General features: G+C 69.3%; 21 protein-coding genes. 13 read left to right on the forward strand and 8 right to left on the reverse strand.

Annotated features, from left to right (window positions below; all coding sequences use genetic code 11):
* The first annotated feature begins 83 nt into the window (after positions 1-83).
* Entirely contained in the window at positions 84-1,196 is a 1,113-nt protein-coding gene (locus tag AB0333_RS01515; RefSeq protein ID WP_159551999.1) for a hypothetical protein, read from the forward strand.
* Here the strand turns inward: AB0333_RS01515 and AB0333_RS01520 are convergent.
* Positions 1,193-2,413: a glutamate--cysteine ligase gene (locus tag AB0333_RS01520; protein WP_366217008.1), complete on the reverse strand. Its 1,221-nt coding sequence runs from the start codon at positions 2,411-2,413 to the stop codon at positions 1,193-1,195. The two genes, AB0333_RS01515 and AB0333_RS01520, sit on opposite strands and share 4 nt — an antisense overlap.
* A gap of 114 nt (positions 2,414-2,527) precedes the next feature.
* Here AB0333_RS01520 and AB0333_RS01525 point away from each other — a divergent pair, with 114 nt between their 5' ends.
* The 6 genes from AB0333_RS01525 to AB0333_RS01550 all read left to right on the forward strand — a co-directional run bounded on the left by AB0333_RS01525 (position 2,528) and on the right by AB0333_RS01550 (position 9,946).
* Complete coding sequence (locus AB0333_RS01525; RefSeq protein WP_366217009.1) at positions 2,528-4,408, forward strand: glycoside hydrolase family 3 N-terminal domain-containing protein; 1,881 nt, start codon at positions 2,528-2,530, stop codon at positions 4,406-4,408.
* Between the two features lie 161 nt (positions 4,409-4,569).
* Positions 4,570-5,607: an ABC transporter substrate-binding protein gene (locus AB0333_RS01530; RefSeq protein WP_366217010.1), complete on the forward strand. Its 1,038-nt coding sequence runs from the start codon at positions 4,570-4,572 to the stop codon at positions 5,605-5,607.
* 363 nt (positions 5,608-5,970) lie between these two features.
* Positions 5,971-6,897, forward strand: a complete 927-nt coding sequence (locus AB0333_RS01535; RefSeq protein WP_366217189.1) for an iron chelate uptake ABC transporter family permease subunit — start codon at positions 5,971-5,973, stop codon at positions 6,895-6,897.
* Positions 6,890-8,062, forward strand: a complete 1,173-nt coding sequence (locus AB0333_RS01540; RefSeq protein WP_366217011.1) for an iron chelate uptake ABC transporter family permease subunit — start codon at positions 6,890-6,892, stop codon at positions 8,060-8,062. The genes AB0333_RS01535 and AB0333_RS01540 overlap by 8 nt, the downstream gene beginning before the upstream one ends.
* Entirely contained in the window at positions 8,059-8,814 is a 756-nt protein-coding gene (locus AB0333_RS01545; protein ID WP_366217012.1) for an ATP-binding cassette domain-containing protein, read from the forward strand. The genes AB0333_RS01540 and AB0333_RS01545 overlap by 4 nt, the downstream gene beginning before the upstream one ends.
* A gap of 193 nt (positions 8,815-9,007) precedes the next feature.
* Positions 9,008-9,946 (forward strand): hypothetical protein, encoded by a 939-nt coding sequence (locus AB0333_RS01550; RefSeq protein ID WP_366217013.1) that lies wholly within the window; start codon positions 9,008-9,010, stop codon positions 9,944-9,946.
* 171 nt (positions 9,947-10,117) lie between these two features.
* Here AB0333_RS01550 and AB0333_RS01555 read toward each other — a convergent pair whose 3' ends face one another.
* A complete protein-coding gene (locus AB0333_RS01555; protein ID WP_366217190.1) occupies positions 10,118-11,458 on the reverse strand; it encodes an SAM-dependent methyltransferase in 1,341 nt (446 codons plus the stop codon).
* Positions 11,459-11,705: 247 nt separating this feature from the next.
* Between AB0333_RS01555 and AB0333_RS01560 the strand changes: the two genes are divergently transcribed.
* From AB0333_RS01560 to groL, 3 genes are all read left to right on the forward strand, one after another.
* On the forward strand, positions 11,706-12,233 hold the full coding sequence (locus AB0333_RS01560; protein ID WP_366217014.1) for a hypothetical protein: 528 nt from the start codon (positions 11,706-11,708) through the stop codon (positions 12,231-12,233).
* Between the two features lie 289 nt (positions 12,234-12,522).
* Positions 12,523-12,819 carry a co-chaperone GroES gene (groES, locus tag AB0333_RS01565; RefSeq protein WP_115931766.1) on the forward strand — a complete coding sequence of 99 codons (297 nt, stop codon included), beginning with the start codon at positions 12,523-12,525 and terminating at the stop codon, positions 12,817-12,819.
* A 202-nt stretch (positions 12,820-13,021) separates the two neighbouring features.
* A complete protein-coding gene (gene groL / locus AB0333_RS01570) occupies positions 13,022-14,617 on the forward strand; it encodes a chaperonin GroEL (protein ID WP_366217015.1) in 1,596 nt (531 codons plus the stop codon).
* A gap of 189 nt (positions 14,618-14,806) precedes the next feature.
* On the opposite strand, the gene AB0333_RS01575 is transcribed toward groL, so the two are convergent.
* Both AB0333_RS01575 and AB0333_RS01580 read right to left on the reverse strand, forming a co-directional pair.
* Positions 14,807-15,613, reverse strand: a complete 807-nt coding sequence (locus AB0333_RS01575) for a M23 family metallopeptidase (protein ID WP_366217016.1) — start codon at positions 15,611-15,613, stop codon at positions 14,807-14,809.
* Between the two features lie 231 nt (positions 15,614-15,844).
* Positions 15,845-17,221, reverse strand: a complete 1,377-nt coding sequence (locus tag AB0333_RS01580; RefSeq protein ID WP_366217191.1) for a dicarboxylate/amino acid:cation symporter — start codon at positions 17,219-17,221, stop codon at positions 15,845-15,847.
* A 205-nt stretch (positions 17,222-17,426) separates the two neighbouring features.
* On the opposite strand from AB0333_RS01580, the gene AB0333_RS01585 reads away from it, so the two are divergent.
* The 3 genes from AB0333_RS01585 (at position 17,427) to AB0333_RS01595 (ending at position 21,340) form a co-directional block, all read left to right on the forward strand.
* Complete coding sequence (locus tag AB0333_RS01585; RefSeq protein ID WP_366217017.1) at positions 17,427-18,188, forward strand: class E sortase; 762 nt, start codon at positions 17,427-17,429, stop codon at positions 18,186-18,188.
* A gap of 152 nt (positions 18,189-18,340) precedes the next feature.
* Complete coding sequence (guaB, locus tag AB0333_RS01590) at positions 18,341-19,885, forward strand: IMP dehydrogenase (protein ID WP_366217018.1); 1,545 nt, start codon at positions 18,341-18,343, stop codon at positions 19,883-19,885.
* Between the two features lie 189 nt (positions 19,886-20,074).
* Positions 20,075-21,340: a DUF4872 domain-containing protein gene (locus AB0333_RS01595; protein ID WP_366217019.1), complete on the forward strand. Its 1,266-nt coding sequence runs from the start codon at positions 20,075-20,077 to the stop codon at positions 21,338-21,340.
* On the opposite strand, the gene AB0333_RS01600 is transcribed toward AB0333_RS01595, so the two are convergent.
* Genes AB0333_RS01600 through AB0333_RS01615 form a run of 4 tightly spaced genes read right to left on the reverse strand, consistent with a single transcriptional unit; the run spans position 21,324 to position 24,282 of the window.
* Positions 21,324-22,178 (reverse strand): NmrA family NAD(P)-binding protein, encoded by an 855-nt coding sequence (locus AB0333_RS01600; RefSeq protein WP_366217021.1) that lies wholly within the window; start codon positions 22,176-22,178, stop codon positions 21,324-21,326. The two genes, AB0333_RS01595 and AB0333_RS01600, sit on opposite strands and share 17 nt — an antisense overlap.
* Before the next feature lie 34 nt (positions 22,179-22,212).
* Positions 22,213-22,578 (reverse strand): DoxX family protein, encoded by a 366-nt coding sequence (locus AB0333_RS01605; protein WP_366217022.1) that lies wholly within the window; start codon positions 22,576-22,578, stop codon positions 22,213-22,215.
* Between the two features lie 22 nt (positions 22,579-22,600).
* Positions 22,601-23,242: an NAD(P)H-binding protein gene (locus AB0333_RS01610; protein WP_366217023.1), complete on the reverse strand. Its 642-nt coding sequence runs from the start codon at positions 23,240-23,242 to the stop codon at positions 22,601-22,603.
* Entirely contained in the window at positions 23,239-24,282 is a 1,044-nt protein-coding gene (locus AB0333_RS01615) for an LLM class flavin-dependent oxidoreductase (protein ID WP_366217024.1), read from the reverse strand. The genes AB0333_RS01610 and AB0333_RS01615 overlap by 4 nt, the downstream gene beginning before the upstream one ends.
* Between the last annotated feature and the right edge of the window lie 80 nt (positions 24,283-24,362).

The following is a 24,362-nucleotide window of genomic DNA, read 5'->3' on the forward strand; positions in this document are numbered from 1 at the left end:
TGTTCCGATGGGGCGAAGGACAGGGAACAGGATCCGGCCTCGATCTCCGCCGTACTCAAGACCACGGTGCGTGGCCAGTGGGCATGGACCACTGGCGCGAGGGCGCCTGGTTCGGGTTCCGCTTCCTGCGCGCCGCCACCGTCAACGGGTCATCGGCTGCGGCCGAGATCCGCTGGATGCTCTGGCCGGACCCGGACGGTACCGGCTCGGCCACCGTGGATGTCTGGAATGACGACCCGGTCCTGTGCGTCATCGCCACCCTGGGCCTGGAGGACCTTCCCCTGATGGACTCGATCCTGGACACTCTCGTCGGGCGCCTTCCTGGAGACTGGGAGCCTGCCTTGGGACGTGGCGGCCCCGAGGACGAGTTCCTGCGCATGGATGACAGGCCAGTAGCCGCCACCACCGGCGATCCCTCGGATGGCTTCGCCGAGTCGGACGGATGGGATGCGGTGCCGTTGGCCGTGATCCAGGGTCCTCTGCTGGAGTTGCTTCGCCATCACCCCGAAGGTAAGTCCTGGGGACGTCTGCACTCCGAGGCCACCTACCAAGCCACGGAGCTCGGCTTGAGCGACGGGGACGGGTTGCGTTGGGGACGATGGGCATCACGGGTGGCCAGTATCCTTCAGGGGCCCGAAGACACCGCTAGTCTCACAGCGTTCAGCGGCGAGGGCCGGCAGGTTCGGCTCGAACTCTCACGCCAGTCGGATGCCACGGTCGTGGTGGTTCCGAAGGGGTGCTCATCGGCTCGGATCGGAACGGTCTCGGCCACTCGAGGTGGTGAGATGATGTTCCGCGCCATGGGTGTCGTACCAGCCTTCTCCGGCCGACTCGAGCAGGAACTGGTCTCCCTCAGTGACCTGGTCCGGCGCTCCATGGACTCGGGGTATCCGCTGCCAACACGCCTGGCCGGTCATCAGCGCTGGCAAGACCTGTGGGCCCACGAGGGGTTCGGCCTATGGCTCGTGGAGTCAGACCGTTCTCGTACTCCTGCGTCCATCCTGCCACTGATGATCCTGAACGCCGGTTCCCTGGGTACCTACCTGGTGACGCCCGCCGGTGCTGACGATGTGACGGTGCGCCCGATCCAAGGAGCCCAGCTCTTCACCTTGCTGATGCCCGATCTGGCGGGCTTCGTCCCGGGCCCCTATCAGCGTCAGTTGTTGCAGGGCACAGGACCCGAGACGGCATCCTAGCCCCCGATCGACACCCGCGTCCGGGCCACTGCATCGGCGACGACCGCGCGCAGGGGAGCGCCGGCGTCGTGCACCACGTCCGTGCCCGACGCGGGCCCGGCACCTTCCGCACTACCGACACCGCTGGCAGTCTCCACCGCCGCGGCCACCCGCCGCTGGTGCGCGGCCGCGCCGCCGCCGGCGAGGATGTCCTCCACGCCGGCCAGCTCGGCCGAGCAGCCGAGGCGCTCGGCCACCGGAGCCAGCCGGGTCAGCTCGGCGCGCAGGTGCTCGGACACCAGGGTCTCCTCGCCGGCCGCGTCCAGGATGATGATGGCGTCCTGGCCGTAGCGGGCGGCCCTCCACTTGTTCTCCTGCACGTGCCACGGCGGCATGGTGGGGATGGTGCCGCCGGCCTCCAGGATGTCGGAGAAGTCCTGCACCAGGCACTGGGTCAGGGCCGCGATCGAACCCATCTCCTCGAGGGTCGCCACGCCGTCGCACACGCGCATCTCCACGGTGCCCAGCCGTGGCACGGCGCGCACGTCCCAGCGGCACTCGGTGACGTCGTCGATCACGCCGGTCTTGGTCAGGTCCGCCACGCACTGCTCGAACCCGGACCACTCACGGAACTGGAACGGCAGCCCGGCGGTGGGCAGCTGCTGGAACATCAGGGTCCGCTGGGACTGGTAGCCGGTGTCCACGCCCGCCCAGAAGGGGCTGGAGGCGGACAGCGCCAGGAAGTGCGGCACGTAGTTCACGAGCCCGTCCACCACGGGCATCGCCTTGCGCACGTCATCGAGGCCCACGTGCACGTGCACCCCGTAGATCAGCATCTGCCGGCCCCACCACTGCGTCCGGTCGATCATCTTGCCGTAGCGGTCCGCCGGGGTGACCTGCTCCAGGGTCGGCTCTGCGAACGGGTGCGAGCCCTGGCAGTACAACTCCACGCCCATGGGATCGGTGACCTGCCGGACGGCGCGAGCCGAATCGCGCAGCTGGCCGATCCCCTCGGACACCGAGTGGCACACGTCCGTGACGAGCTCCACCGTGTTCAGCAGCAGCTCGGGCTTGACGTGCGGGTGCTCCTGCCCGAGGTGCAGCTCCGCCTGGTCCGCGACTCCGGCCAGCACCTGGTCCGCGACCGGCTTCAGCGTGCCGTCGGTGGCGCCCACCAGCGCCAGCTCCCATTCGAGGCCCAGGGTGGACTGTTCGGACCGTGCGAAGGGAAGGTTCATGGACTCATCCTAGAACTCCAGACCGGGCTCTCTCGGCCAGACAGGCAGGTGAGGAACAAGTGAGGGATGAGCGGGGGGGGCGAAGGGCCGGGCAGGGATCCCTACGATGGTCAGGTGAAGACCTCATCCCGCCCGCGCCCGTCCGCCGCTGCTCCCACGGCTGTCCTGACCGCTGTCCTGACCGCTGTCCTGGCTGCGGCACTGACGCTCACCTCCTGCACCACGCCCGCCGGCCCGGACGGCAGCAGCGGGGGCACGACGCCGGCCCCCGGCTCCGGCACGGACGGCACCGGGGGTGCCGGGGGAGCGGGTCAACCAGAACCCAGCGCCCTGGAGCTGGCCCTGGATGGTCCCTCGGCGGACCTGGAGGCGGCCGCGGCTGAAGCCGTGGCCGGAATGGAGACCGCCGAGATGGCCGGGCAGGTCCTGGTCGGCCAGCTTGGGGCGGCGGGGACCGATCCGGCCTCGATCGAGGAGCTGAACCTGGGCGGGATCATCGTCATGGGAGACGCCGTCCCGGTGGCCGCGGACGGCACCCATGGTGTGGAAGCCCTCAAGACGCGACTGGCCGAGACCCAGGAGGCGCTGAGCGCGAACCGGGACTGGACCGGGATCATCAGCGTGGACCAGGAGGGCGGGCTCGTGGCCCGGATCAAGGAGCCGCTGGTGGAGTGGCCCACGCCGATGAGCTACGGAGCCGCAGCCGCCGGGATGGCGGGTGCGGAGGGCGCCGACGGTGAGGACGGTGGCGAGGGCGAGAGCGAGGGCGAGGACACCGCAGCCCAGCTCGCCACCGACGGCCACGCCCTGATGGGCGCCCAGCTGGCGGAGCTGGGTTTCACGCTGGACTTCGCACCGAGCGTGGACGTGACGATCGGCGCGGGCGATCCGGCCATCGGCGCACGGTCGTTCTCCTCCGACCCGGAGACCGTGTCCACGCTCGGCACCGCGGCCACCGCCGGGTTGCTGCACGCCGGGGTGCTGCCCGCGCCGAAGCACTTCCCGGGCCACGGCTCCGTCACGGATGACTCCCACGTGACCGCCCCCGTGCAGGACGCCTCCGTGGCGGACCTGGAGGCCCGTGACTGGCTGCCGTTCCGGGAGCTGCTGGGCGGGGACCAGTACACCCCGATGGTGATGATGGGGCACGTCATCGTTCCCGAGTTGGAGCCGGACGTTCCGTCCTCGGTGTCCGCACCCGCCTATGAGGCCCTGCGTGGCGTGGCGGGCTCGGACGCGGAGCCGTATGCCGGCGTCGTGGTGACCGACGCACTGAACATGGGCGCCCTCGTGGAGCGGTACGGCGCGAACGAGGCCCCGGTCCGGGCGCTGGAGGCCGGCGCCGACCTGTTGCTGATGCCCTCCGATCTGCCGGGGGCCCGGGACGCCCTGGTCGAGGCGGTGGACGCCGGCGAGGTCCCGGCCGAGCGCCTGGAGAAGGCCGCCGAGCGGGTGGTGACCATGCTGATGTGGCGGGATCATCTGGCCCAGGAACTCGAGGAGGCGACGGACGAGGAGAAGCAGCAGGCCGGCGTCGGGACCATGAACGGGACAGAGAACGGGACAGAGAGCGGGACAGGGGCCGGCCCGGAGCAGGTCTCCCGGGACCTGTCCGCGGCGGCCATCACCGTGGTGGACGGCGCCTGCGGCGCACCGCTGGTGGAGGACTCCCTGCAGGTCACCGGCGGCAACGAGATCGACCGTGCCCGGCTGGCCGAGGCCGCTGAGGCCGCCGGGCTCACGGTGGGCGCCGGCCCCGTGGTGGCCCTCGTCGGCAGCGCTCGCGGGTCCGGGCAGGGGGACGTGGTGGTCGCCCTGGACGCGCCGTTCGGGCTGGCCCGGTCCTCGGTGTCCGACGGTGGCGCGAAGGTCGCGCTGTACGGCCGCACTCCCGGGGCATTCGAGGCACTGGTGGCCGTCCTGACCGGCGAGGCCGAGGCGCCCGGGGCGTTGCCCGTCGAGGTGGGGGACTGGCCCGCGGGGACGGGGTGCTGAGTGAGATCTGCATCACTTCCCGACATGTAGCCGCAATAAGCGACGAAGTGCATGACCTAATCACCTAAGGTTAGGCTTACCAAATGCAGGGCGCCGGGGACGAGGATGTCCCCGCCACGCCTGCGCTCGCAGCACTGCACTTCCCAAGGAGTTCCACTCGCATGCAGATCACGAATCGACGCCTCGGCCTGGCCGCCCTGGTGACCACTGCCGCCCTCGCCCTCACCGCCTGTGGTGGCGGTTCTGAGGCCGAGACCACTGACAGCTCGGCCTCCGCCTCCACGAGCGCCTCCAGCTCGGCCGGCACCAGCGCTGAAGCGCAGTCCTTCCCGCTGGAGATCGAGGACATGGCCGGCAACCAGGTGACCATCGAGTCCGCCGATTCGATCATCGCCACGGACAACCGCATCTTCCGCACCCTCGAGGACTGGGGCGTGGAACTGTCCGCCGCCCCGCTGGGCCTGATGAACGAGGGCACCGTGGACTACCCGTCCGACGACTCGATCATCGACCTGGGCAGCCACCGCGAGCCCAACATGGAGGGCTTCGTCGAGGCCGAGCCGGACCTGGTCCTGAACGGGCAGCGCTTCTCCGGCCAGACCGAGGCGATCAAGCCGTTGATCGGTGACGCCGCCTTCCTCGACACCAACGTGGTGGAGGGTGAGCCGTTGGAGAGCGAGCTGCGCCGCCAGACCACCCTGCTGGGTGACATCTTCGCCAAGCAGGCTGAGGCCGAGGCCCTGGTCGCCGACTTCGACGCGGCCATCGAAGAGGCCAAGGGTGCCTACGATGCCGAGCAGACCGTCGTCGGGCTCATCGCCACCGGCGGCGACCTCTCCTACGCCGCCCCGTCCACCGGCCGCGCCATCGGCCCGGTGTTCGACATGCTCGGGCTGACCCCCGCGCTGGAGCGTGAGGGCTCCACCAACCACCAGGGTGATGACATCTCCGTGGAGGCCATCGCCGAGGCCAACCCGGACTGGCTCCTGGTCATGGACCGCGACGCCGCCACCTCCTCCTCCGAGGAGGAGGGCTACCAGCCGGCCGCCGAGCTGATCGAGGGCTCCGAGGCGCTGCAGAACGTCACCGCGGTGAAGGAAGGCAACATCGTCTACCTGCCGGAGGACTTCTACGTGCACGAGGACATCCAGAACTACACCACCTTCCTCACCGAGCTCGCCGAGGCCTTCGGCGCCTGATCCTTCTGGGCGTGGCATGGAAACGGCCACGTCATCCAGGGAATCAACACCATTCGGCCCGGATGTGACGGGCGGGCTCAACCGCCCGCCCGGCGCATCCGGGCTGAGCCGTGAAACGCCGAGGGGTCATCCGACCACCGAGGCACGACGAGGGAACGCCACCTCCGGCTGACCCCGACAGGGACACCAGTGACAGCACCATACGAACACCGGAACCCGGAGGCCCAGACGGCCCCGCTGGGCGCCGACTATCAGACCGTCCATCCCGGGGGCCATGACGGCCTGCCCCCGGAGGCAAGCGGAACCGGACGGCACCCGGAGGCCGGCGGAACCGGCCGCCGGCCGTGGCGCACCGCGGGTCCGCTGCTCATCGGGGTGGTCCTGACACTGGGCCTGATCGTCGCCTCGCTGTTCGTCGGCGTCTATGACATCGCCACTGCCGAGGGCGGCTGGGAGATGTTCTTCATCACGCGCGTCCCGCGGACCATCGCCCTGGTGCTCGCCGGCGCGGCCATGGCCATGGCCGGGCTCGTCATGCAGCTGATGACCCAGAACCGCTTCGTGGAACCGACCACCACGGGCACCACCGAGTGGGCCGGCCTTGGGCTGCTCGTCACCATGCTGGTGGTCCCCAGCGCCACGATCTTCGACCGCATGTTCGGCTCGATCCTCTTCGCCTTCGTCGGCACCATGGTGTTCTTCCTCTTCCTGCAGCGGGTGACGCTGAAGTCCTCGCTGATCGTGCCCATCATCGGCATCATGCTCGGCGCCGTGGTCGGGGCGGTCTCCACCTACCTCGCCCTGCAGACGGACATGCTCCAGCAGCTGGGCATCTGGTTCGCCGGCTCCTTCACCGGGGTGGTGCGTGGCCGGTATGAGCTGCTCTTCATCGTGCTGGCCGTCGGCATCCTCATCTTCCTCCTGGCCGACCGGTTCACCGTGGCCGGCCTCGGCAAGGACATCGCCACCAACGTCGGCCTGAACTACAACATGGTGCTGCTGACCGGCGTCTCCATGATCGCGATCGTCACCGGCGTGGTCACCGTGGTGATCGGCGCCCTGCCCTTCCTCGGGCTGATCGTGCCCAACGTGGTCTCCATGTTCCGCGGTGACAACCTGCGCACCAACCTGCCCTGGGTCTGCCTCGTGGGCATCTGGGTGGTCACGGTGTGCGACATCATCGGCCGCGTGGTCATCATGCCTTTCGAGGTCCCCGTCTCCCTGATCCTCGGGGTGGTGGGCGCCGTCGTCTTCATCGGTCTGCTCGTCAGGAGGCGCCAGCATGTCTGAGACCACCTCTTCCGACGGTCGGATCCTGACCGCACCGGATACCGGCTCGTCCACCGCACCGGCCACTGGGCCGAGGGCTGACCCGGCCGACGCGCAGGGTGCCGTGCCGTCTGAGGCGACGGCCGGCGTCGGGCCCCAGAAATCAGCGCAGCGAAGCCGGCCCCTGCGCCAGTCCGGGCCGTTCGGGGAGCCCAAGCACCGCCGGCGCTATCTCTGGCTCGTGGGCGGGCTGCTGGTGCTCGCGGCGCTGGCGACCTACGGGAACCTCGCGTGGGACAACCCCATGCCGCTCGGATCCGAAGGATTCTGGATCATCGCGAAGCTGCGCGTGGAGTCGATCGTGGTGATGCTGGTGGTCGCCGTGTGCCAGGCCGTGGCGACGGTGAGCTTCCAGACCGCCACGAGCAACCGCATCATCACCCCCTCGATCATGGGCTTCGAGTCCCTGTACACGCTGGTGCAGACTGCTGCCGTGTTCCTCTTCGGGGTCGCCGGTGTGACCATGGTGGTCGGACTGCCGCAGTTCTTCCTGCAGGCCGGGCTCATGGTGGTCTTCGCGGTGCTGCTGTACTCGTGGCTGCTGTCCGGGCGCTTCGGCAACATGCACATCATGCTGCTCGTGGGTGTGGTGCTCGGCGGTGGGCTGGGCGCGCTGTCCACGTTCATGCAGCGCGTGCTGGACCCCAATGAGTTCGACGTGCTGACGGCTCGGCTGTTCGGCAACATCTCCAACGCCCAGACCGAGTACTTGCCGTACGCCATCCCGATCGTGGTGGTGTGTGCCTCCGTGCTGTTCATTCGGGCGCGGCGGCTGAACGTGATGTCGCTGGGCCAGGACGCCACCAACAATCTGGGGTTGAACCACAAGCGCGAGACCATGATCGTGCTGACCCTGGTGGCCATCCTCATGGCCATGACCACCTCCCTCGTGGGGCCGATGACGTTCCTCGGCTTCCTCGTGGCGACGCTGGCCTACCAGTTCACGGACACCTACGATCACCGGCTCATCCTGCCCGTGGCCGTGCTGATCGGCTACACGATCCTGTCCGTGGCCTATTTTGTCCTCCGGAACATCTTCTACGCGGAAGGTGCCGTGACCATCATCATCGAGCTGGTCGGCGGCCTCGTGTTCCTCATTGTCATCATGCGAAAGGGCCGATTGTGATCACACTCGACGGGGTTCAGAAGAGCTACGGGGACGAGACCCAGATCGGGCCCGTCACCGTGGATTTGCCCCAGGGCGGCATCACCGCCCTGGTCGGCCCCAACGGTGCCGGAAAGTCCACCATCCTCACCATGATCGGGCGCCTGCTCAAGGTGGATGCCGGGCAGATCCAGGTGGCCGGGCAGGACATCGTCAACGCCCCGTCCAAGGCCGTGGCCAAGATCCTGTCCATCCTGCGCCAGGAGAATCACTTCGTGACCCGGCTGACCGTGCGGCAGCTGGTGGGCTTCGGGCGGTTCCCCTATTCCAAGGGCCGGCTGACAGCGGAGGACGAGAAGTACATCTCCGAGGCCATCGACTTCCTCAACCTGGACCAGCTGGAGAACCGCTACCTGGACCAGCTCTCCGGCGGCCAGCGCCAGCGGGCCTACGTGGCCATGGTGCTGGCCCAGAACACCGACTACGTGCTGCTGGACGAGCCGCTGAACAATCTGGACATGCAGCACTCCGTCCAGATGATGAAGCAGTTGCGCCGTGCTGCTGACGAGCTCGGGCGCACCGTGGTGATCGTGCTGCATGACATCAACTTCGCCTCCCGCTACGCCGATTGGATCCTCGCCATGAACGACGGCAAGGTCACCGAGTTCGGCACGCCCGAGCAGATCGTCACCGACGAGGTCTTGACGCGCGTGTTCTCCACTCCCGTGCAGGTGATCCAGGGGCCGGAGAGCCGCCTGGCCGTCTACTACTGATCCCCCCCTGATGTTGAGTCTGGAGGGATTCACCGGAATTGGGCGTTTTCCGTGAATCCCTCCAGACTCAACGCGGGGTGGTGGCGGGCCCGGTGTCGCCGGATCACTCCACAGGTCCCTGATCGGACGGTTCTGTCCACACACGGCGGTGGGAGAGCGGCCTGAGCACCGCCAGATGTTCGACCCTTGGGGCATGCCCGAACCACAGAACCCACTCCACGCGGCGTTGACCGGACCGTATTTCTCGTCCCGGATCCTCCAGGAGCAGTCTTTACCCTGGCGTGCCCTCCACACTCCTGGGGTTCTCCCCGTCAGCCAGTCGATCTGGCGCCACGTCGGCTCCCCGGCCGATTCGCCGCATTACCTGAAACTGCTCCAGGGTATCCACCCGGAGGGGGTGTTCTCCCACGAGACGGCGGCCGCACTATGGGGGATGTGGATGCCCTGGGGCAACACGGGATTCTCGCCGGTCCATCTGTCGAAGCGGCGTACGGACGGCGGGCCGCCCTGGCGTCAGGGGATCAAGGGGCACCAGCTTCCACCCCATGCGAGGATCCTCGACCGTGTAGGGGTGCGGGTGACCTCGCCGGCGTGGACATGGGTCGACCTTGCCGGCACCAGGATGTCCTTCGAGGATCTTGTGGCAGCCGGGGACAGCCTGTTGCGGCGGGGCAACGGCCCCGCCGGTCAACGTGAGCCCGGTCTTCATCCGCTGAGCGGCGTGGAGGACATCAAGGCGACCATCGCGGTCCGGCCCAAGGTCAAGGGGATCGTGCGGTGCCGTGAGGCCGTAGAGCTCCTGCGCGCCGATCATGATTCACGGCCGGAGAGCCTCGTCAGGACGCGGCTGCTGGAGGCGGGCTTGCCGGAACCGACCATCAATCCCGTCCTGCGGATGTCCAAGGGAAAGACGATCCAGCCCGACCTGGCCTGGATCGATCTCAAGGTTTGCATCCAGTACGAGGGCGACCACCACCGCGCCGACAAGGACCAATGGCACCGGGACATCGGAAGGGACCGGACCATGCATCAGGATGGGTGGGTCGTGCTGAGGCTGACCAGCCGTGACCTGGAGTCCCACCAGTGGCAGGCCTTCCTCGGCGAGGTCCGTCAGGCGCTCGGCATCGTCTGAGATTCGGTCCGCGGGGGCGGTGGCCCGGCCTGGCGGCCCGTAATCGTCCGCTTGAGCCCGGAGGGAATCACCTCCAGGTCGCGATTTCGGTGAATCCCTCCAGACTCAACGGTCGGGGGCAGTGGTGCGCGGGGTGGGGAGGGGATCAATGGTGGGGTTCAGCGGTGGGGTTCAACGGGGCAGGGGATCGACGACCACGGCCACCCGCTCCTCGCCGATGCGCGTCAGCACCAGCGTGGCGTGGCGGCCAGCGCCCTTGCCGACCTTGCCCTGGCCGGACATGAGCAGACGGCGGAGCTCCTCGGGGGTCACATCCACGCCGCGCTTCTTGATGTCCAGCCGCCCCACGCCGGTCTCCTTGACCCAGCGCCGCAGGCCCTTGACCTTGTACGGCATGACCTCCAGGACCCGGTACCCCGTCGCGAAGGGAGTGTCCACGGCATCATCGGCGCAGAAGTACGCGATGTGCTCGTCCAGCAACCGTCCGCCGACGCCAGCGAAATCGCGCTCGATGAGGTCTGCGACGAGACCGGCGCGGATCACGGCCGGATCGGGCTCGAAGAGGTAGTCCGTCAGTCCCTCGAGCCCCGCCACGGGCACCGCGGGGGAGTCGCCGAAGTCCGCCGCGGAGGTCAGTTCAGCCGGAGACTTGCCACCCTCAGTACCCGACGACGGCTGCCCACCCTCTGCGGCCGGCGCACCACCACCGCTGGTCGCCATGGAGCCGCCACCCAGGACCAACGCCGAGCGGCGGACTCCCGGGCGGGCCAGCGCGTTGAACCACAGCACCGCCTCGGTCAGGGACCCGTCCACGGACACCCACTGGGCCTCGCAGCCATCCGGCACGGAGTCGTGCGGCAACGCCGGCCCGAGCTTCACGCCCACGGGCGCCCCGGTGTCCGCCAGCCGCTCCACGAAGGACAGCGGAGGGGAGAAGGCCTCGGGGTCGAAGACGCGGGATGACCCGGACGAGGACACCACACGCCGGGCCGGATCGAGCCAGAACCCGTCGGGTCGGCCGCTGGTGCCGGTGGTCGTCCCACCGGCACCGCCCCGCGCCCCCAGCCACTCCTCGGCGTCGGCGCAGACCACGGACGCGTTCGGGAAGGGCATGAGGTTGATCGTCGCGGCGGCGGCCACGGTCTCGTCCCGTTCCACGGCGGTGACCTCCAGGTCCAGGGCCGCCAAGGCCATGGAATCGGCGCCGATCCCGCAGCCCAGGTCGGCCACGGAGGTCACACCGGCGGCGGCGAAACGCCCGGCGTGCAACGCGGCCACGTTCATCCGCGTCGCCTGCTCCAGGCCGGCCCGGGTGAAGACCATGTGCCCGGCGAACGGCCCGAACTTGGCCGCGGCCTTCGACCGGAACTTCAGTTGGGTCAGCACGGCGGACACCAGCTCCGGCGCGTGCCCCTCACCCCGCAGGCGAGTCGACAGCGCCAACGCCTCGGATTCCCGGTACCCCTCCAGCGAGTTCAGCAACGACCATCCCTCCGGCGTCAGCACGGGCATCAGCACCGTGTCGTCCTGCGTGGAGTCTGTTGCGGAGGCGCGAGCCGGACCGCCCGGGGCGGCATGGGTGGAGGGAGAGGAATGCGAGGAGGAGGCCACGGTTCCACGGTACCGGCAGGCCCCGTTTCGCGGCGCCACTAGCGCCCCTGCGCCCACTCCGTGGCCCCGCGTGCCAGAGTCTCCCAGTGCCCCGCCCGGCGGTCCACATGTCGCCCCGCCGCCGCGAGCCCACCGGTAGGCTGGAAGCATGCCTGACCGTCCAGCTCCGCGCCTGCCGCTGCCCGAATTCACGCGCCGCCACCGGGACCACCTGGATCCGGATCAGGGCTGGGACGGCGAGCCCGGCTTCGACTTCTTCGGCCGCTTCGAGGAGGAGCAATCGGGGCCCGGCACCACCGAAGAGCACGACGCCGGCGCCTTCGACTCCTCGCCCGTCGCCTCGGGTGCCGACCGGCGAGACGTGGGCCGTACCTCGCGTGCCTCGCAGCAGGCGGCCTCGGCTCCGCTCTGGTGCAAGGTGCTGCTCTACGCCTCGATGGGTGTCGGGGTGGTGGCGGCGCTCCTGCTCATCGTCACGGTTATCGCCCAGGTGTTCGTGGCCGGGACCTTCACTCTCGGCGGCGGGGACATGCTCTCCGACTCCGAAGCGGCAGGCTCCATCCGCAGGGATGTCGTGTGGGTCCCCCTCACCGGGCCGCTCATCGCGCTCGGTGCCGCGTTCGCGGGACTGTGTGTGGCCGCCGTCGGAATCTTCCGGGCCCGCCGGAACGGATAGACCCTCGAGGGCATCGACGTCCCCTCGGTGATCGACGATGGGTGGCTGCCGCAGCCCAGGGCCCACGATGGCGTCACTCCCAGGACACGTTCTGGCACTCACCTTGACCGAGTGCTAAACCCGGCCTAGAGTCATTTCTGGCACTCCGGGGCACCGGGTGCTAAGCCTGAAGGACCTGCCATCCGGCACCCGCGACGACGGTTGGCCAGCCTCCGGCGCACAACACCATCCATAGACGCTGGCTGCCCGCACGCTCGGGTGGCCCACCCAAAAGAAGGAGAGTACAGACGTGTCTGTCTCTATCAAGCCCCTTGAGGATCGTATTGTTGTCCGTCCGCTGGAAGCCGAGCAGACCACCGCTTCCGGCCTGGTGATCCCGGACACCGCCAAGGAGAAGCCGCAGGAGGGCCAGGTCGTGGCCGTCGGCGCCGGCCGCATCGATGACAAGGGCAACCGCATCCCGGTCGACGTGGCCGAGGGCGACGTGGTCCTGTACTCCAAGTACGGCGGCACCGAGGTCAAGGTCGGCGGCGAGGAGTACCTCGTGCTCTCCGCCCGCGACGTGCTGGCCATCGTCACCAAGTGACTCGCCGCCGGACCCGAGCGTCCGGCTGACGCGCCCAGGCCCGGCCAGGCACCTGAGCCGGCCGGGCCTGCGCGCGTTCCGCGCCGCCGTCGTCGGTGTGGTTCTGAACCGAACTCACGCACGACGCCGGCCGCGCACCTTGAGCTTTTCCCCGCAGTTTCATTGGAATTCGCAGATTTCCTTTACGAAAGGAGCTTCGTTCATGGCGAAGCAGCTTGCCTTCAACGATGAGGCCCGCCGCGCACTGCAGGCCGGTATCGACAAGTTGGCCAATACCGTCAAGGTCACGCTCGGCCCCAAGGGCCGCAACGTGGTCCTCGACAAGTCCTGGGGTGCCCCGACCATCACCAACGATGGCGTGACCATTGCCCGTGAGATCGAGCTGGACGACCCGTACGAGAACATGGGTGCCCAGCTGGCCAAGGAAGTGGCCACCAAGACCAACGACGTGGCCGGCGACGGCACCACCACCGCCACCGTGCTGGCCCAGGCCCTCGTGAACGAGGGCATGCGCCAGGTGGCCGCCGGTGCCGCCCCGAACGAGATCAAGCGCGGGATCGAGGCGGCTGTGGCCGCCATCGACAAGCGTCTGGGCGAGAACGCCGTGGATGTCTCCGGCAACCAGGTGGCCGCCGTGGCCGCCATCTCCGCCCAGTCGGATGAGATCGGCGAGCTGCTGGCCCGTGCCTTCGACACCGTCGGCACGGACGGCGTCATCACCATCGAGGAGTCCTCGACCACCTCCACCGAGCTGGTCATCACCGAGGGCATGCAGTTCGACAAGGGCTACCTGTCCCCGTACATGGTGACCGACGCCGAGCGCCAGGAAGCCGTCCTGGAGAACCCCTACATCCTGCTGAACTCCGGCAAGATCTCCAACGTGCAGGAGTTCCTGCCGCTGCTGGAGAAGGTCCTGCAGGCCAACAAGCCGCTGTTCATCATCGCCGAGGACGTCGAGGGCGAGGCCCTGTCCACGCTGGTGGTCAACAAGATCCGCGGCACCCTGAACGTCGTGGCCGTCAAGGCCCCGGGCTTCGGTGACCGCCGCAAGGCCATGATGCAGGACATCGCCACCCTCACCGGTGCGCAGGTCGTCTCCCCGGATCTCGGCATGAAGCTGGACCAGGTCGGCCTCGAGGTGCTCGGCTCCGCCCGTCGCGTGACCGTCACCAAGGACAACACCACCATCGTCGAGGGCGCAGGCTCTGCCGACGAGGTGGCCGGCCGCGTCTCGCAGATCCGCTCCGAGATCGAGAACACCGATTCGGACTGGGACCGCGAGAAGCTGCAGGAGCGCCTGGCCAAGCTGGCCGGCGGTGTGGGCGTCATCAAGGTCGGCGCCGCCACCGAGGTCGAGCTGAAGGAGGCCAAGCACCGCATCGAGGACGCCGTGTCCTCCACGCGTGCGGCTCTGGAAGAGGGCATCGTGGCCGGCGGCGGTACCGCGCTGATCAACGCCCTGACCGCCCTGGACGAGGACGAGGCCATCAAGGCCTTGTCCGGCGACGCCGTCTCCGGTGTCGGCATCGTCCGCCGTGCCCTGGTCGAGCCGCTGCGCTGGATCGCCCAGAACGCCGGCGAGGACGGCTACGTCGTCACCTCGCGCGTCGCGGAGCTGGAGCCGAACTTCGGCTTCAACGCCAAGACCGGCGAGTACGGCGACCTGCTGGCCGCCGGTGTCATCGACCCGGTCAAGGTCACCCGTTCCGCCCTGCTCAACGCCGCGTCCATCGCCGCGCTGGTGCTGACCACCGAGACCCTGGTGGCGGACAAGGTGGCTGACGAGGACGAGAAGTAACCTCGAGCCTCCCTGAGGTTCACTACACAGGGGCCCCGGCATGCATCGCGCATGCCGGGGCCCCTGTGCGTTGTCCAGCGCAAGTTCCGGCCAGTGCCGTTGTGGTTCAGCGCCCGAGGGCCGGAACGGGACCGGGGACGGGGCGCGAAGAGGGCCGGAACGGGGCCGAAGACGGGGCGCGAGGTGGCGTCAGCGAACGGGGTGGTCCTGCGGAGCGGTCGCCCGGAAGATCTGACCATTGGCCGGGAAGTCCGGCAGCGCACTGGGCCTGGCGTAGCCGGTGGCCCAGCGGTGGCTCAGCCGTTCCGCATCGATGTCCACTCCCGTCCACCGCATCGGCAGACCCGCCGCGGATTCGGGGCGGGGCCGGTCCATGAGCTGGATGTGGAGGTGCGGTTCGGAGGTGTTGCCGGTGTTGCCGACCTGCCCGAGCTGTTGACCGGTATGCACGCGGTCGCCGGGCCGGGCCACAGCAGAGCCCCGCCGCAGATGCGCGTACGCCGCGCAGGTGCCGTCGTCGTGCTGGATGACCACCCGGTTGCCCATGATGCTCCGGGCCCCACCGAGGACGCGGAAGAACCCCTCCAGGGTCAGCATCCAGATCAGGGTGGGCCAGGAATCCCGGGCCCGGTGGTCACGTACCCGGTCGGTCACGTGGACCACCGTTCCGGAGGCCATGGCGAAGACCGGCGCCCCGTAGCTCGGGTAGTCCTCCGGACTGCTTCCCCGGAGAGACCACCCCAGGGAGGGGGCTTGGTCCCTGGTCTCCTCCGAGGCCTCCGGGACGAGGTCCACGGCATACATCTGACCGTGGGCGCGCACCCCGTGGCTCGGAACTTTCGAACCCGGGCTGTTGCACGCGACCCACCGGCCGCGCACGGGAACATGCATGGTGACAGGCTCCGGCCGCTGGGCCGGCGGGCGCACGAGGTGCAGCGCCAGGGGAACCACCATGCACACCACGGCCCACAGGCGGGGGACCGGCGCCACGGACATCACCAGCACCATCACGACGAAGAGCCGGACCCACCAGGTCTGCCATCGGGCGATAGCCCGTCGGATCGTACCGCCGCCCCGCGATGTCCTGGGCGGCATCAGCACTGGTCAGCCGTTGTTCTCTGCGGACTCATGCGATCCACACTAGCGACCGCAGGCGTCTGGCTGACGACGCCGTCGGGCCGGAGATGCCTGGCTGACGGCGCCGGCTGCCCGTGCCGAGTGGCCGGCTCAGGCGCGGGACGACTCGCTCTCGCGCTCCGCACCGGTGCCGGCGCCGCCGTCGTCATTGGTCTCGAGCGGCGCCTCGTCATCGGCGAGCAGGTTACCGCCGGTACGGGAGGCGTTGTACTTGTCCTCGTCCAGGATGCCCTCCTGCTTGGACACCAGTGCCGGCACGAGGGCCTGGCCCACCACGTTGACGCCGGTGCGGCCCATGTCCACGATCGGGTCCACGGCAAGCAGGAGGCCGACGCCGGCCAGCGGCAGCCCCAGCGTGGAGAGGGTGAGGGTGAGCATCACGATGCCGCCCGTGGTGCCCGCGGTGGCCGCGGAGCCCAAAACGGACACGAGGATGATCAACAGGTAGTCACTCCAGGCCAGGTCGATACCGAAGAACTGGGCCACGAACATCGCGGCGATGGCCGGGTAGATCGCGGCGCAGCCGTCCATCTTGGTGGTGGCGCCGAGGGGGACGGCGAAGGAGGCGTAACCACGGGGGACGCCGAAGTTGCGCTCGGCCACGCGCTGGGTCACCGGCAGGGTGCCGATGGAGGATCGGGAGACGAAGCCCATCTGGAAGGCAGGCCACATGCCGGTGAAGTACTGGCGGATGGACAGGCCGTGGAACTTGGCGAGCAGCGGGTAGACCACGAGGAGCACGATCGCCAGGCCTACGTAGATGGCGGCCACGAACTTGGCCAGGGTGCCCATGGTGTCCCAGCCGTAGGAGGCTACGGCGTTGCCGATCAGGCCGACGGTGCCGATCGGGGCGATGCGGATGATCCACCACAGCACCTTCTGGATGACTTCCAGCATCGAGGCGGAGAAGTCCAGGAACGGCTTGGCCTTATCGCCGAGCTTGAGCGCGGCCACGCCCACGGCGATCGAGATGACCAGCACCTGCAGCACGTTGAAGCTGACCGAGGTGGTCATCGAGCCGTCCTCGGCGGCGGTGGTGCTGGCGGAGAGGCCCAAAAAGTTGGACGGGATCAGCCCCTGCAGGAAGGCCCACCAGCTGCCGGTCTTACCCTCATAGTCCGGCGGCGCGGTCTGGCCGGTGCCGACGCCCGGCTGCATGACGGCGCCGAGGATGATGCCGATGACCACGGCGATCAGCGACGTGATGGCGAACCAGAGCAGTGTCTTGGCGGCCAGCCGGGCCGCGTTGGTCACCTTGGCCAGGTTGGCGATCGAGGCGACCACGGCGAAGAACACCAGCGGAACGACGGCGGCGCGCAGCAGGGAGATGTAGCTGGAGCCGAGCACCTCCAGCGTGGTGCCGAGGCCGTTCGGGGTGTCCGCCGTGTGGCCGGCGGAACGGGCAATGAGGCCCAGGACCAGGCCGAGGACCAGGGCGGCGAGGATCTGCACGCCGAAGTTGGTCATCCAGCCGGGCAGGCGCCGAACAGGGGTGGGGGTGGGTGCGGTGGAGGAGGAAGTCACCGATGTAGAGTAGTCCTCCTTTACCACAACCGTGTACCGGTGTTGCGTCAGATGACGTCACTGTGACCCGTGACTCGGGGGTGGGGCCCTGCTGCGGCGGGCGCTTCGTCTGGATGCCCCCTCGGCGGGGCGAGGGTACCCTCGAGGCATGACCGGCACCCTTGACCGGCCGCCCTCAGGCGGGGGTGGCGCCGAGCGTGACGCTCGGTCCGCGCGCCGGGCCTCACGGCGGGAGAAGCCGCGGCGCGGTGTGCTCTCCATGCTGGGCAAGCTGTTCATCACCCTCGGCGTCCTGGTGGGCCTCTACGGCGTCTACGAGCTGTTCATCACGGACGTCATCGCCGAGTCGGACCGCACCGAGGTCGCCGCGCAGTGGCGCTCCGAGCAGGCCCCGGCGGCTGACGGCGTCGGGGCGGAGTACCGGGACAATTTCCCGGTGGTCGAGGGCGAGGGCACCCTGGGCCTGCTGCACGTGCCCAGCTGGGGGGAGGACTTCGCGGTCCCGATCGGCTCCGGCGATGGCGCGGACGTGCTGGACTCCGGTCAGGTGGGCCACTATGACTCCACCCAGCCGATCGGTGCCATGGGCAACGCCGGACTCGCCGGGCACCGGACCACGCACGGCAAGCCCCTGCGCGAGGTCCACCAGCTGGAAGAAGGCCACGAGATCGTGGTCGAGTCGGCGGAGCATTGGCTCGTGTACACGGTGGTGGCCCATGACATCGTCAAGCCGCACCAGTCCGAGGTGCTGGATCCCATCCCGCCGTTCGAAGGCGCCACTCAGGGCCGCTACCTCACGCTGACCACGTGCGACCCCATCTTCGGAATCACCGACCGCTACATCGTCTGGGCCGAGGCCGACTACTGGACGCCGAAGAGCGAAGGCCTGCCGCCAGCGCTGGCCTCCTGAGGGGGTTCGTGAGCGGGCTCCTGTGGCATGACTCACCGGCGGAATAGGCAGGACGGTCCCGGACGTTGCACGAGCCACTACTTCGAACAGCCCGTTCCCTGCTGGCGGGCCTAGACTGGGCCCAACCCCGCTGACTGAAAGGCCCCTCGCCCGTGAGTGCACAGATTTCCGGTCCCTCGGTAGACCCGGTGGCCACCGCCGCCGATCCCTTCGGATTCGTCGGCCTGACCTATGACGACGTCCTCCTGCTCCCGAACATGACCGATGTCATTCCGGCCGAGGCGGACACCTCCACCCGCCTGACCAAGCGCATCACCCTGACGACCCCCATCGTCTCGGCGGCCATGGACACCGTCACGGAGGCCCCGCTGGCGATCTCCCTGGCCCGGCAGGGCGGGATGGGCATCATCCACCGCAACCTGTCGATCGAGGACCAGGCCGCTCACGTGGACCGCGTCAAGCGCTCCGAGTCCGGCATGATCTCCGACCCGGTCACCGTGGGCCCGGAGGCCACCCTGGCCGAGTGGGACGACCTCTGCGCCCGATACCGCGTCTCCGGGCTGCCCGTGGTCGACTCGTCGAACACCCTGCTGGGCATCATCACCAACCGGGACACCCGGTTCATCTCCGGCGCCGAGTTCGAGCACCGCACGGTGGCCTCCGCCATGACACCGATGCCGCTCATCACCGCCGAGGTCGGGGTCTCCCGCGAGGACACCGTCCGTCTGCTCTCCGAGCACCGGATCGAGAAGCTTCCCCTCGTGGACGGCAACAACAAACTCCAGGGCCTGATCACGGTCAAGGACTTCGACAAGGCCGAGCAGTACCCGGAGGCCACCAAGGACGAGGAGGGGCGGCTGCGGGTCGGCGGCGCCGTCGGCTTCTTCGGTGACGGCTATGAGCGGGCCATGGCGCTCGTGGAAGCCGGCGCTGACGTGCTCGTGGTGGACACCGCCAACGGCCACACGCAGGGCGTGCTGGACATGATCGCCCGCCTGAAGAAGGATCCGGCCTCCGCCCACGTGGACGTCATCGGCGGCCAGGCCGCCACCTACGCCGGCGCCAAGGCGATCGTCGACGCCGGCGCGGACGCCGTCAAGGTGGGTGTGGGTCCGGGCTCGATCTGCACCACCCGTGTGGTGGCCGGCGTCGGGGTCCCGCAGATCACCGCCATCTACGAGGCGGCCAAGGCCACTATCCCCGCCGGTGTCCCGTTGATCGCCGACGGCGGCCTGCAGCATTCCGGTGACATCGGCAAGGCGCTGGTCGCCGGGGCCGACTCCGTGATGCTCGGCTCCCTGCTGGCCGGTACCGCCGAATCCCCGGGTGACCTGGTGTTCTACAACGGCAAGCAGTTCAAGGCCTACCGCGGCATGGGCTCCCTGGGTGCCATGCAGACCCGCAACGGCCAGCGCTCCTTCTCCAAGGACCGCTACTTCCAGGCAGATGTGCCCAGCGAGGACAAGCTGATCCCCGAGGGGATCGAGGGTCAGGTGCCCTACCGCGGCCCGCTGTCCGCCGTGGTGCATCAGCTCGCCGGTGGCCTGCGCCAGACCATGTTCTACACGGGTGCGGCCACCATCGGGGAGCTCAAGCAGAACGGCCGCTTCGTGCGCATCACCCCGGCCGGGCTGAAGGAGTCACACCCGCACGACATCATGATGACGGTAGAGGCGCCCAACTACCGGACGCGCTGAGGCCGCACTAGGCTGGGGTGACGGCGCCGCCCAGCGCCGAACCCCGCCGCCGGCGCCCACGCCACCGGAACCACGGGGCAAAGGAGGTCACGCCTCCGGGCGATGACGACCACCGGAATCCTCCTGTCCTGGTGCGGGCGTCGCCAGGGTGCGTGGGGCCGGGCGAGGATCCGCGCAGAAGGAACCGTCATGGTCCAGCACAAGCACTTCAAGTCCCGCGTCCGCGCCCGGATGGCCAAGACCAGGGAGAGCTACACGGCCGCCCGCCGGCAACTCCTCGCGGCCCGGCCCGCGGACACTGGCACCGGCGATACCAGCCCTGAGCGCCTCGTCTCCGCCGGCACCCAGTACGACGCCGCCCTGTGGCACCACGTCCTGGCCGGGTCCGGGGTGCGCAACCCCGCCACCGGGGCCCCTTTCAGCGAGGCCATGCTGGCGGGGCTGGCCGGCGGCATCGGCTTCATGGTGGCCACCTTCTCCTACGAGTCCGTCACCACCGCCACCGTGGTGCTCCGGGCCCATCCCGAGCCCTACACGGACCGGCTCTTGGACCGGTGCGGCGCCCCGATCGAACGCCTGCAGACCGGCAGCGCGAAGACCGCCCGGACCTCCCTGGACGCCGCCCTGGACGCCGGCCGGCCCGTCGTCGTGCGCGCCACCCACGGCGCCCTGCCGTGGATCGCCTCCGAGGCCGCCGAGTACCTGGACTCGATCGACGTCGCGATCACCGGCCGCGAGGCCGGGCAGTACCTCGTCGACGGCGGAGGCCCGCACCCGGGCGAGGAGACGGTGGACGACGCCGGCCCGCACCGCGCGCTGCCCGCCGAGCTGGCCGCGGCGAGGGCCGCGCGGAGATCCGACAAACACTGGGCGGCCTGGGTGGCCGCGTCAAAAGAGCCGAACGGACCGAAGGAGGCGGACAGCCCGGGTCCCACGGTGGAGGACCTCGTCGGGTCCGTGCGGGCCGCCGTCGCCGAGACCACCGGACGGCTGCTCGGCACCCTGCCCCTGGCGGGCATCCCGGCCAGCTGGCTGCCGAAGTTCGGCGTGGCCGGGATGCGCACCTGGGCTGCCCTGCTGCGGGACGAGCGCACGAAGAAGGGCTGGCCGGCCCTGTTCGAGGACCCGGAGCGCCTGCGCTACGGCCTGGAGATGGTCCAGGGATTCCTGGCTGGCTCGCGCTGGGGCGGCTCCGGCGGGCTGCGCGGGCTCTACGCCGAGTTCCTTACCGAGGCCGCCGGTCTGCCCGGACTGGCGGACCTCGCCGGCGCCGCCGGTGCCTATCGGGACCTGGCGCCGCGCTGGGAGGCACTGGCCGACGTCGTGCACCCGGGGGTCAGCCCGGAGGACCGGATCCCGCACTTCGCCGAGCTCGCCCAGCGGCTGGAGGAACTCGCGGGGCGCGAGGAGGCCGCGGCCCGGGCCCTGGCCGCGGTCCTCAGCGCCAGGTACTGAGGGTGTCCGCCAGCGGGGTGGTAGGGCGGCCGAGCAGGCGGGAGAGGTCTCCGGTCTGGAACGCCTGGGTATTGTCACGCATGCCCGCGTTCATGGCGCCGATGAAGCCGACGGTGCCGTCGTCGAGACCGGCGCCGATCAGCATCTCCTGCTCCTGTTCCGGGGTGAGCGCCTCGTACCGGACGGGCGTGCCGAGGATCTGCTGGGCGGTCTCGGCGAACTCGGGGTAGGACCACGCGGTGTCGCCGGACAGCTCGTAGGCAGTGCCTTCATGCCCGGGGGTGGTCAGCACGATGGCGGCGGCCTCACCCATGTCCTGGCGTGAGGCGGTGGCGAGTCGTCCCTCCCCGACGCTGTTGGCGATCACGCCGCGTTCCCGGGCGGACTCGAAGTCCTGCTGCATGTTCTCGTTCCACCAGCCGTTGCGCAGGAGCGTCGCTGGGATTCCGGACGCGGTGATGACCTCCTCGGTGGCCTGGTGTTCCGCCGCCAGGACGAAGGTGGTCTCCTGGGCGTTGAGCGCGGAGGTGTAGACCAGGTGCTTCACGCTGGCCGCGGCGGCGGCGTTGATCGCGGTGGTGCGTGGGGCCAGCGCCTCCCCGGGGGTGCCGACCGAGATCAGCAGCAGCTTGTCGACACCCTGGAGGGTGGCGCTGGTGGCCGCTTCATCGGTGAGGTCGATGGCCGCGGTGCGCAGGCCCCGGTCGGCGAGGGCGCGGAGGCGGTCGCCGTCGCGTCCGAGGGCCAGGATGTCCGAGGCCTCGACTCCGCGTTGCAGGAGTGCGTCGATGGTGTGGCCGCCGAGCTGTCCGGTGGCGCCGATGATGGCAATGGTCATGGTGAATGTCCTTCTTGTTGGTGTTGGTGTTGAGTCAGAGGGCAGCGAAGCGGAAGACCGCGACGAAGAGGGCGGCCAGGAGCAGCACGGCATTGATCGGCAACGCCTTGGGCTCGCCGCGGCGTAGGTGCACGATCGCTGCGAGCAGCTGCACGAGGACCAGGCCACTGGCCGCGGTGGGGGTAAGCACGGGTGCGATCCCGGTCAGCCAGGGCAGGATCAGGCCGAGACCGCCGAGGAACTCGACGATCCCGATGAACTTCACGGTGCCGGGGCGGAAGTCCTCGGCCCACGGCAGCGACCTGACCAGCTTGGAATGGGGTAAGAGTGCCTTGTTGAGGCCGGCAAAGATGTAGGCGGCGGCGAGCAGTGCCGAGACGATCCAGAGGGCGATGTCCACAGGGTTTCCTTCGTGCCGCGGTCTAGTTGCTGATGGCGGGTGCGCGGCGGACGTAGGTTGCGTCGTCCACCTGGGCGGCGGTGAAGGCGGCGATGTCGGCTCGGGAGGCGGCGAAGCCGATCTTGTCGGTGCCGAAGAACCCGGTCCGGACGCGCTCCTGCTTGGGGGTGTCCTTGGGGGCGATGAACCGGACGATGGTCCAGTCCAGCTCGGATTCGATGACGGGGCCGGTCATACCGCGGATCTCGTCGTAGGCGCGAGGCATGAAGGTGCGCGGGATGAAGCTGGTGAAGCGGGTGATCAGGGTGGGTTTCTCCTGCGGGTCCAGCACCGCCGGGGTGGCCTGGCCGATGTACCGGGTGACGCCGTGGCGGCCCATCGCCGCGAGGATGTGGCCGGTGCCCTCCACCAGGGGCAGGCCGGTGGCCTTGCGGTCCATGGCCGGGCCCAGGGCGCTGATGACGGCGTCGGCACCGGCCACGGCCGTATCGATGGCCGCGGCGTCGGACATCTCGCCGATGACCACGCGCACCTTCTCACCCCAGGATGTGGGGACCTTGGCGGGGTTGCGGGCGTAGGCGGTGACGGTGTGCCCGTGGGCGAGGAGTTCGTTGACGGTGAGGGAGCCGATGGCTCCGGTGGCGCCGAAGACGGTGACGTTCATGCTGAGGGGTGTCCTTCGAGTGAGCGGGAGGTGACGTGGTGGATGGCGGGGGCGACGGTGTCGCCGAACCGTTGAATGGAGTCGCGGACCATCTGGGCGGGCATTCCACCGAGGTCGACTTGGCCGAGGAACCGGTCGACGCCGAGCTCGGCGCGCAGATCGAGGATCTTCTCGGCGATCTCCCGGGGGCCGCCGACCATCAGGGCGCCGCGGCGGGCCGCGAGTAGCTCCATCTGGGCGCGGTCGACGTGGAAGCCGCGGCCTCCGTTCGTCTCCGGGGAGAGGTAGCGGTGGTAGTAGGGGTAGAAGTCCTCCAGCGCCTGTTCCTGGGTCTGGCCGACGTAGAAGTGACTGGTGATGCCGACTTTGAGCTTCTCCTCCGGGTGCCCGGCGTCGGCTCCGGTGGAGCGGTAGAGGTCGATCAGTCGCTTGGCGTGGTCGATGGTGCCCCCGATCAGTCCGAGCACCATGGGCAGCCCGAGCCGCCCGGCCCGCATCGCGGAGGCCGGGGTGCCGCCGACGGCGACCCAGATGGGGAGGTCGCCGGCGTGCCTCGGGTTGACCTCGGCGCCGTGGAGCGCCGGGCGGTACGTGCCGTTCCAGGTGACGGTGTCCTCGTCGCGCAGGCGGAGCAGGAGCTCGAGTTTCTCGGCGAAGAGCTCGTCGTACTCGGCCATGTTCTCGCCGAAGAGGGCGAACGGCTCCGTGAACGCGCTGCGGCCGGCGCCGATCTCCGCCCGGCCGTGGCTGAGCAGGTCGAGGGTAGCGAAGTCCTGGTAGAGGCGAACCGGGTCCAGGACGGTCAGGATCGTCGAGGTCGTGGTCAGGGTGATCCGGCTGGTGGACCGGGCGATGGCGGCATGGATGACCGCGGGGGAGGAGACGGCGAAGGCGCGGGTGTGGTGCTCACCGACACCGTAGACGTCCAGGCCGTGCTGTTCGGCCAGGATGCCGTAGCTGATGATGTCGTCGATGCGAGAAGCCGCCGTGTCGGGGCTGTCGGGGTAGATGTCGGAGAGCGAGAAGACGCCGAGTTCCATGGCGATGGTCCTTCGTGGTGCGCCTGCCGCGGGCCGGGGGGACGGCCCGCGGCAGGCTGGTTGGGAGGTGGGGAGACGGT

It is taken from the genome of Citricoccus sp. NPDC079358 (assembly GCF_040702545.1).
Lineage (GTDB): Bacteria > Actinomycetota > Actinomycetes > Actinomycetales > Micrococcaceae > Citricoccus.

Bases quoted from the DNA above. Each gene is read 5' to 3' on its own strand.
- AB0333_RS01515 (WP_159551999.1), top strand. From the start codon at position 84: ATGGACCACTGGCGCGAGGGCGCCTGGTTCGGGTTCCGCTTCCTGCGC.
- AB0333_RS01520 (WP_366217008.1), bottom strand. From the start codon at position 2,413: ATGAACCTTCCCTTCGCACGGTCCGAACAGTCCACCCTGGGCCTCGAA.
- AB0333_RS01530 (WP_366217010.1), top strand. From the start codon at position 4,570: ATGCAGATCACGAATCGACGCCTCGGCCTGGCCGCCCTGGTGACCACT.
- AB0333_RS01540 (WP_366217011.1), top strand. From the start codon at position 6,890: ATGTCTGAGACCACCTCTTCCGACGGTCGGATCCTGACCGCACCGGAT.
- AB0333_RS01550 (WP_366217013.1), top strand. From the start codon at position 9,008: ATGCCCGAACCACAGAACCCACTCCACGCGGCGTTGACCGGACCGTAT.
- AB0333_RS01555 (WP_366217190.1), bottom strand. From the start codon at position 11,458: ATGCCCGTGCTGACGCCGGAGGGATGGTCGTTGCTGAACTCGCTGGAG.
- AB0333_RS01560 (WP_366217014.1), top strand. From the start codon at position 11,706: ATGCCTGACCGTCCAGCTCCGCGCCTGCCGCTGCCCGAATTCACGCGC.
- groL (WP_366217015.1), top strand. From the start codon at position 13,022: ATGGCGAAGCAGCTTGCCTTCAACGATGAGGCCCGCCGCGCACTGCAG.
- AB0333_RS01575 (WP_366217016.1), bottom strand. From the start codon at position 15,613: ATGTCCGTGGCGCCGGTCCCCCGCCTGTGGGCCGTGGTGTGCATGGTG.
- AB0333_RS01580 (WP_366217191.1), bottom strand. From the start codon at position 17,221: ATGACCAACTTCGGCGTGCAGATCCTCGCCGCCCTGGTCCTCGGCCTG.
- AB0333_RS01585 (WP_366217017.1), top strand. From the start codon at position 17,427: ATGACCGGCACCCTTGACCGGCCGCCCTCAGGCGGGGGTGGCGCCGAG.
- AB0333_RS01595 (WP_366217019.1), top strand. From the start codon at position 20,075: ATGGTCCAGCACAAGCACTTCAAGTCCCGCGTCCGCGCCCGGATGGCC.
- AB0333_RS01600 (WP_366217021.1), bottom strand. From the start codon at position 22,178: ATGACCATTGCCATCATCGGCGCCACCGGACAGCTCGGCGGCCACACC.
- AB0333_RS01610 (WP_366217023.1), bottom strand. From the start codon at position 23,242: ATGAACGTCACCGTCTTCGGCGCCACCGGAGCCATCGGCTCCCTCACC.
- AB0333_RS01615 (WP_366217024.1), bottom strand. From the start codon at position 24,282: ATGGAACTCGGCGTCTTCTCGCTCTCCGACATCTACCCCGACAGCCCC.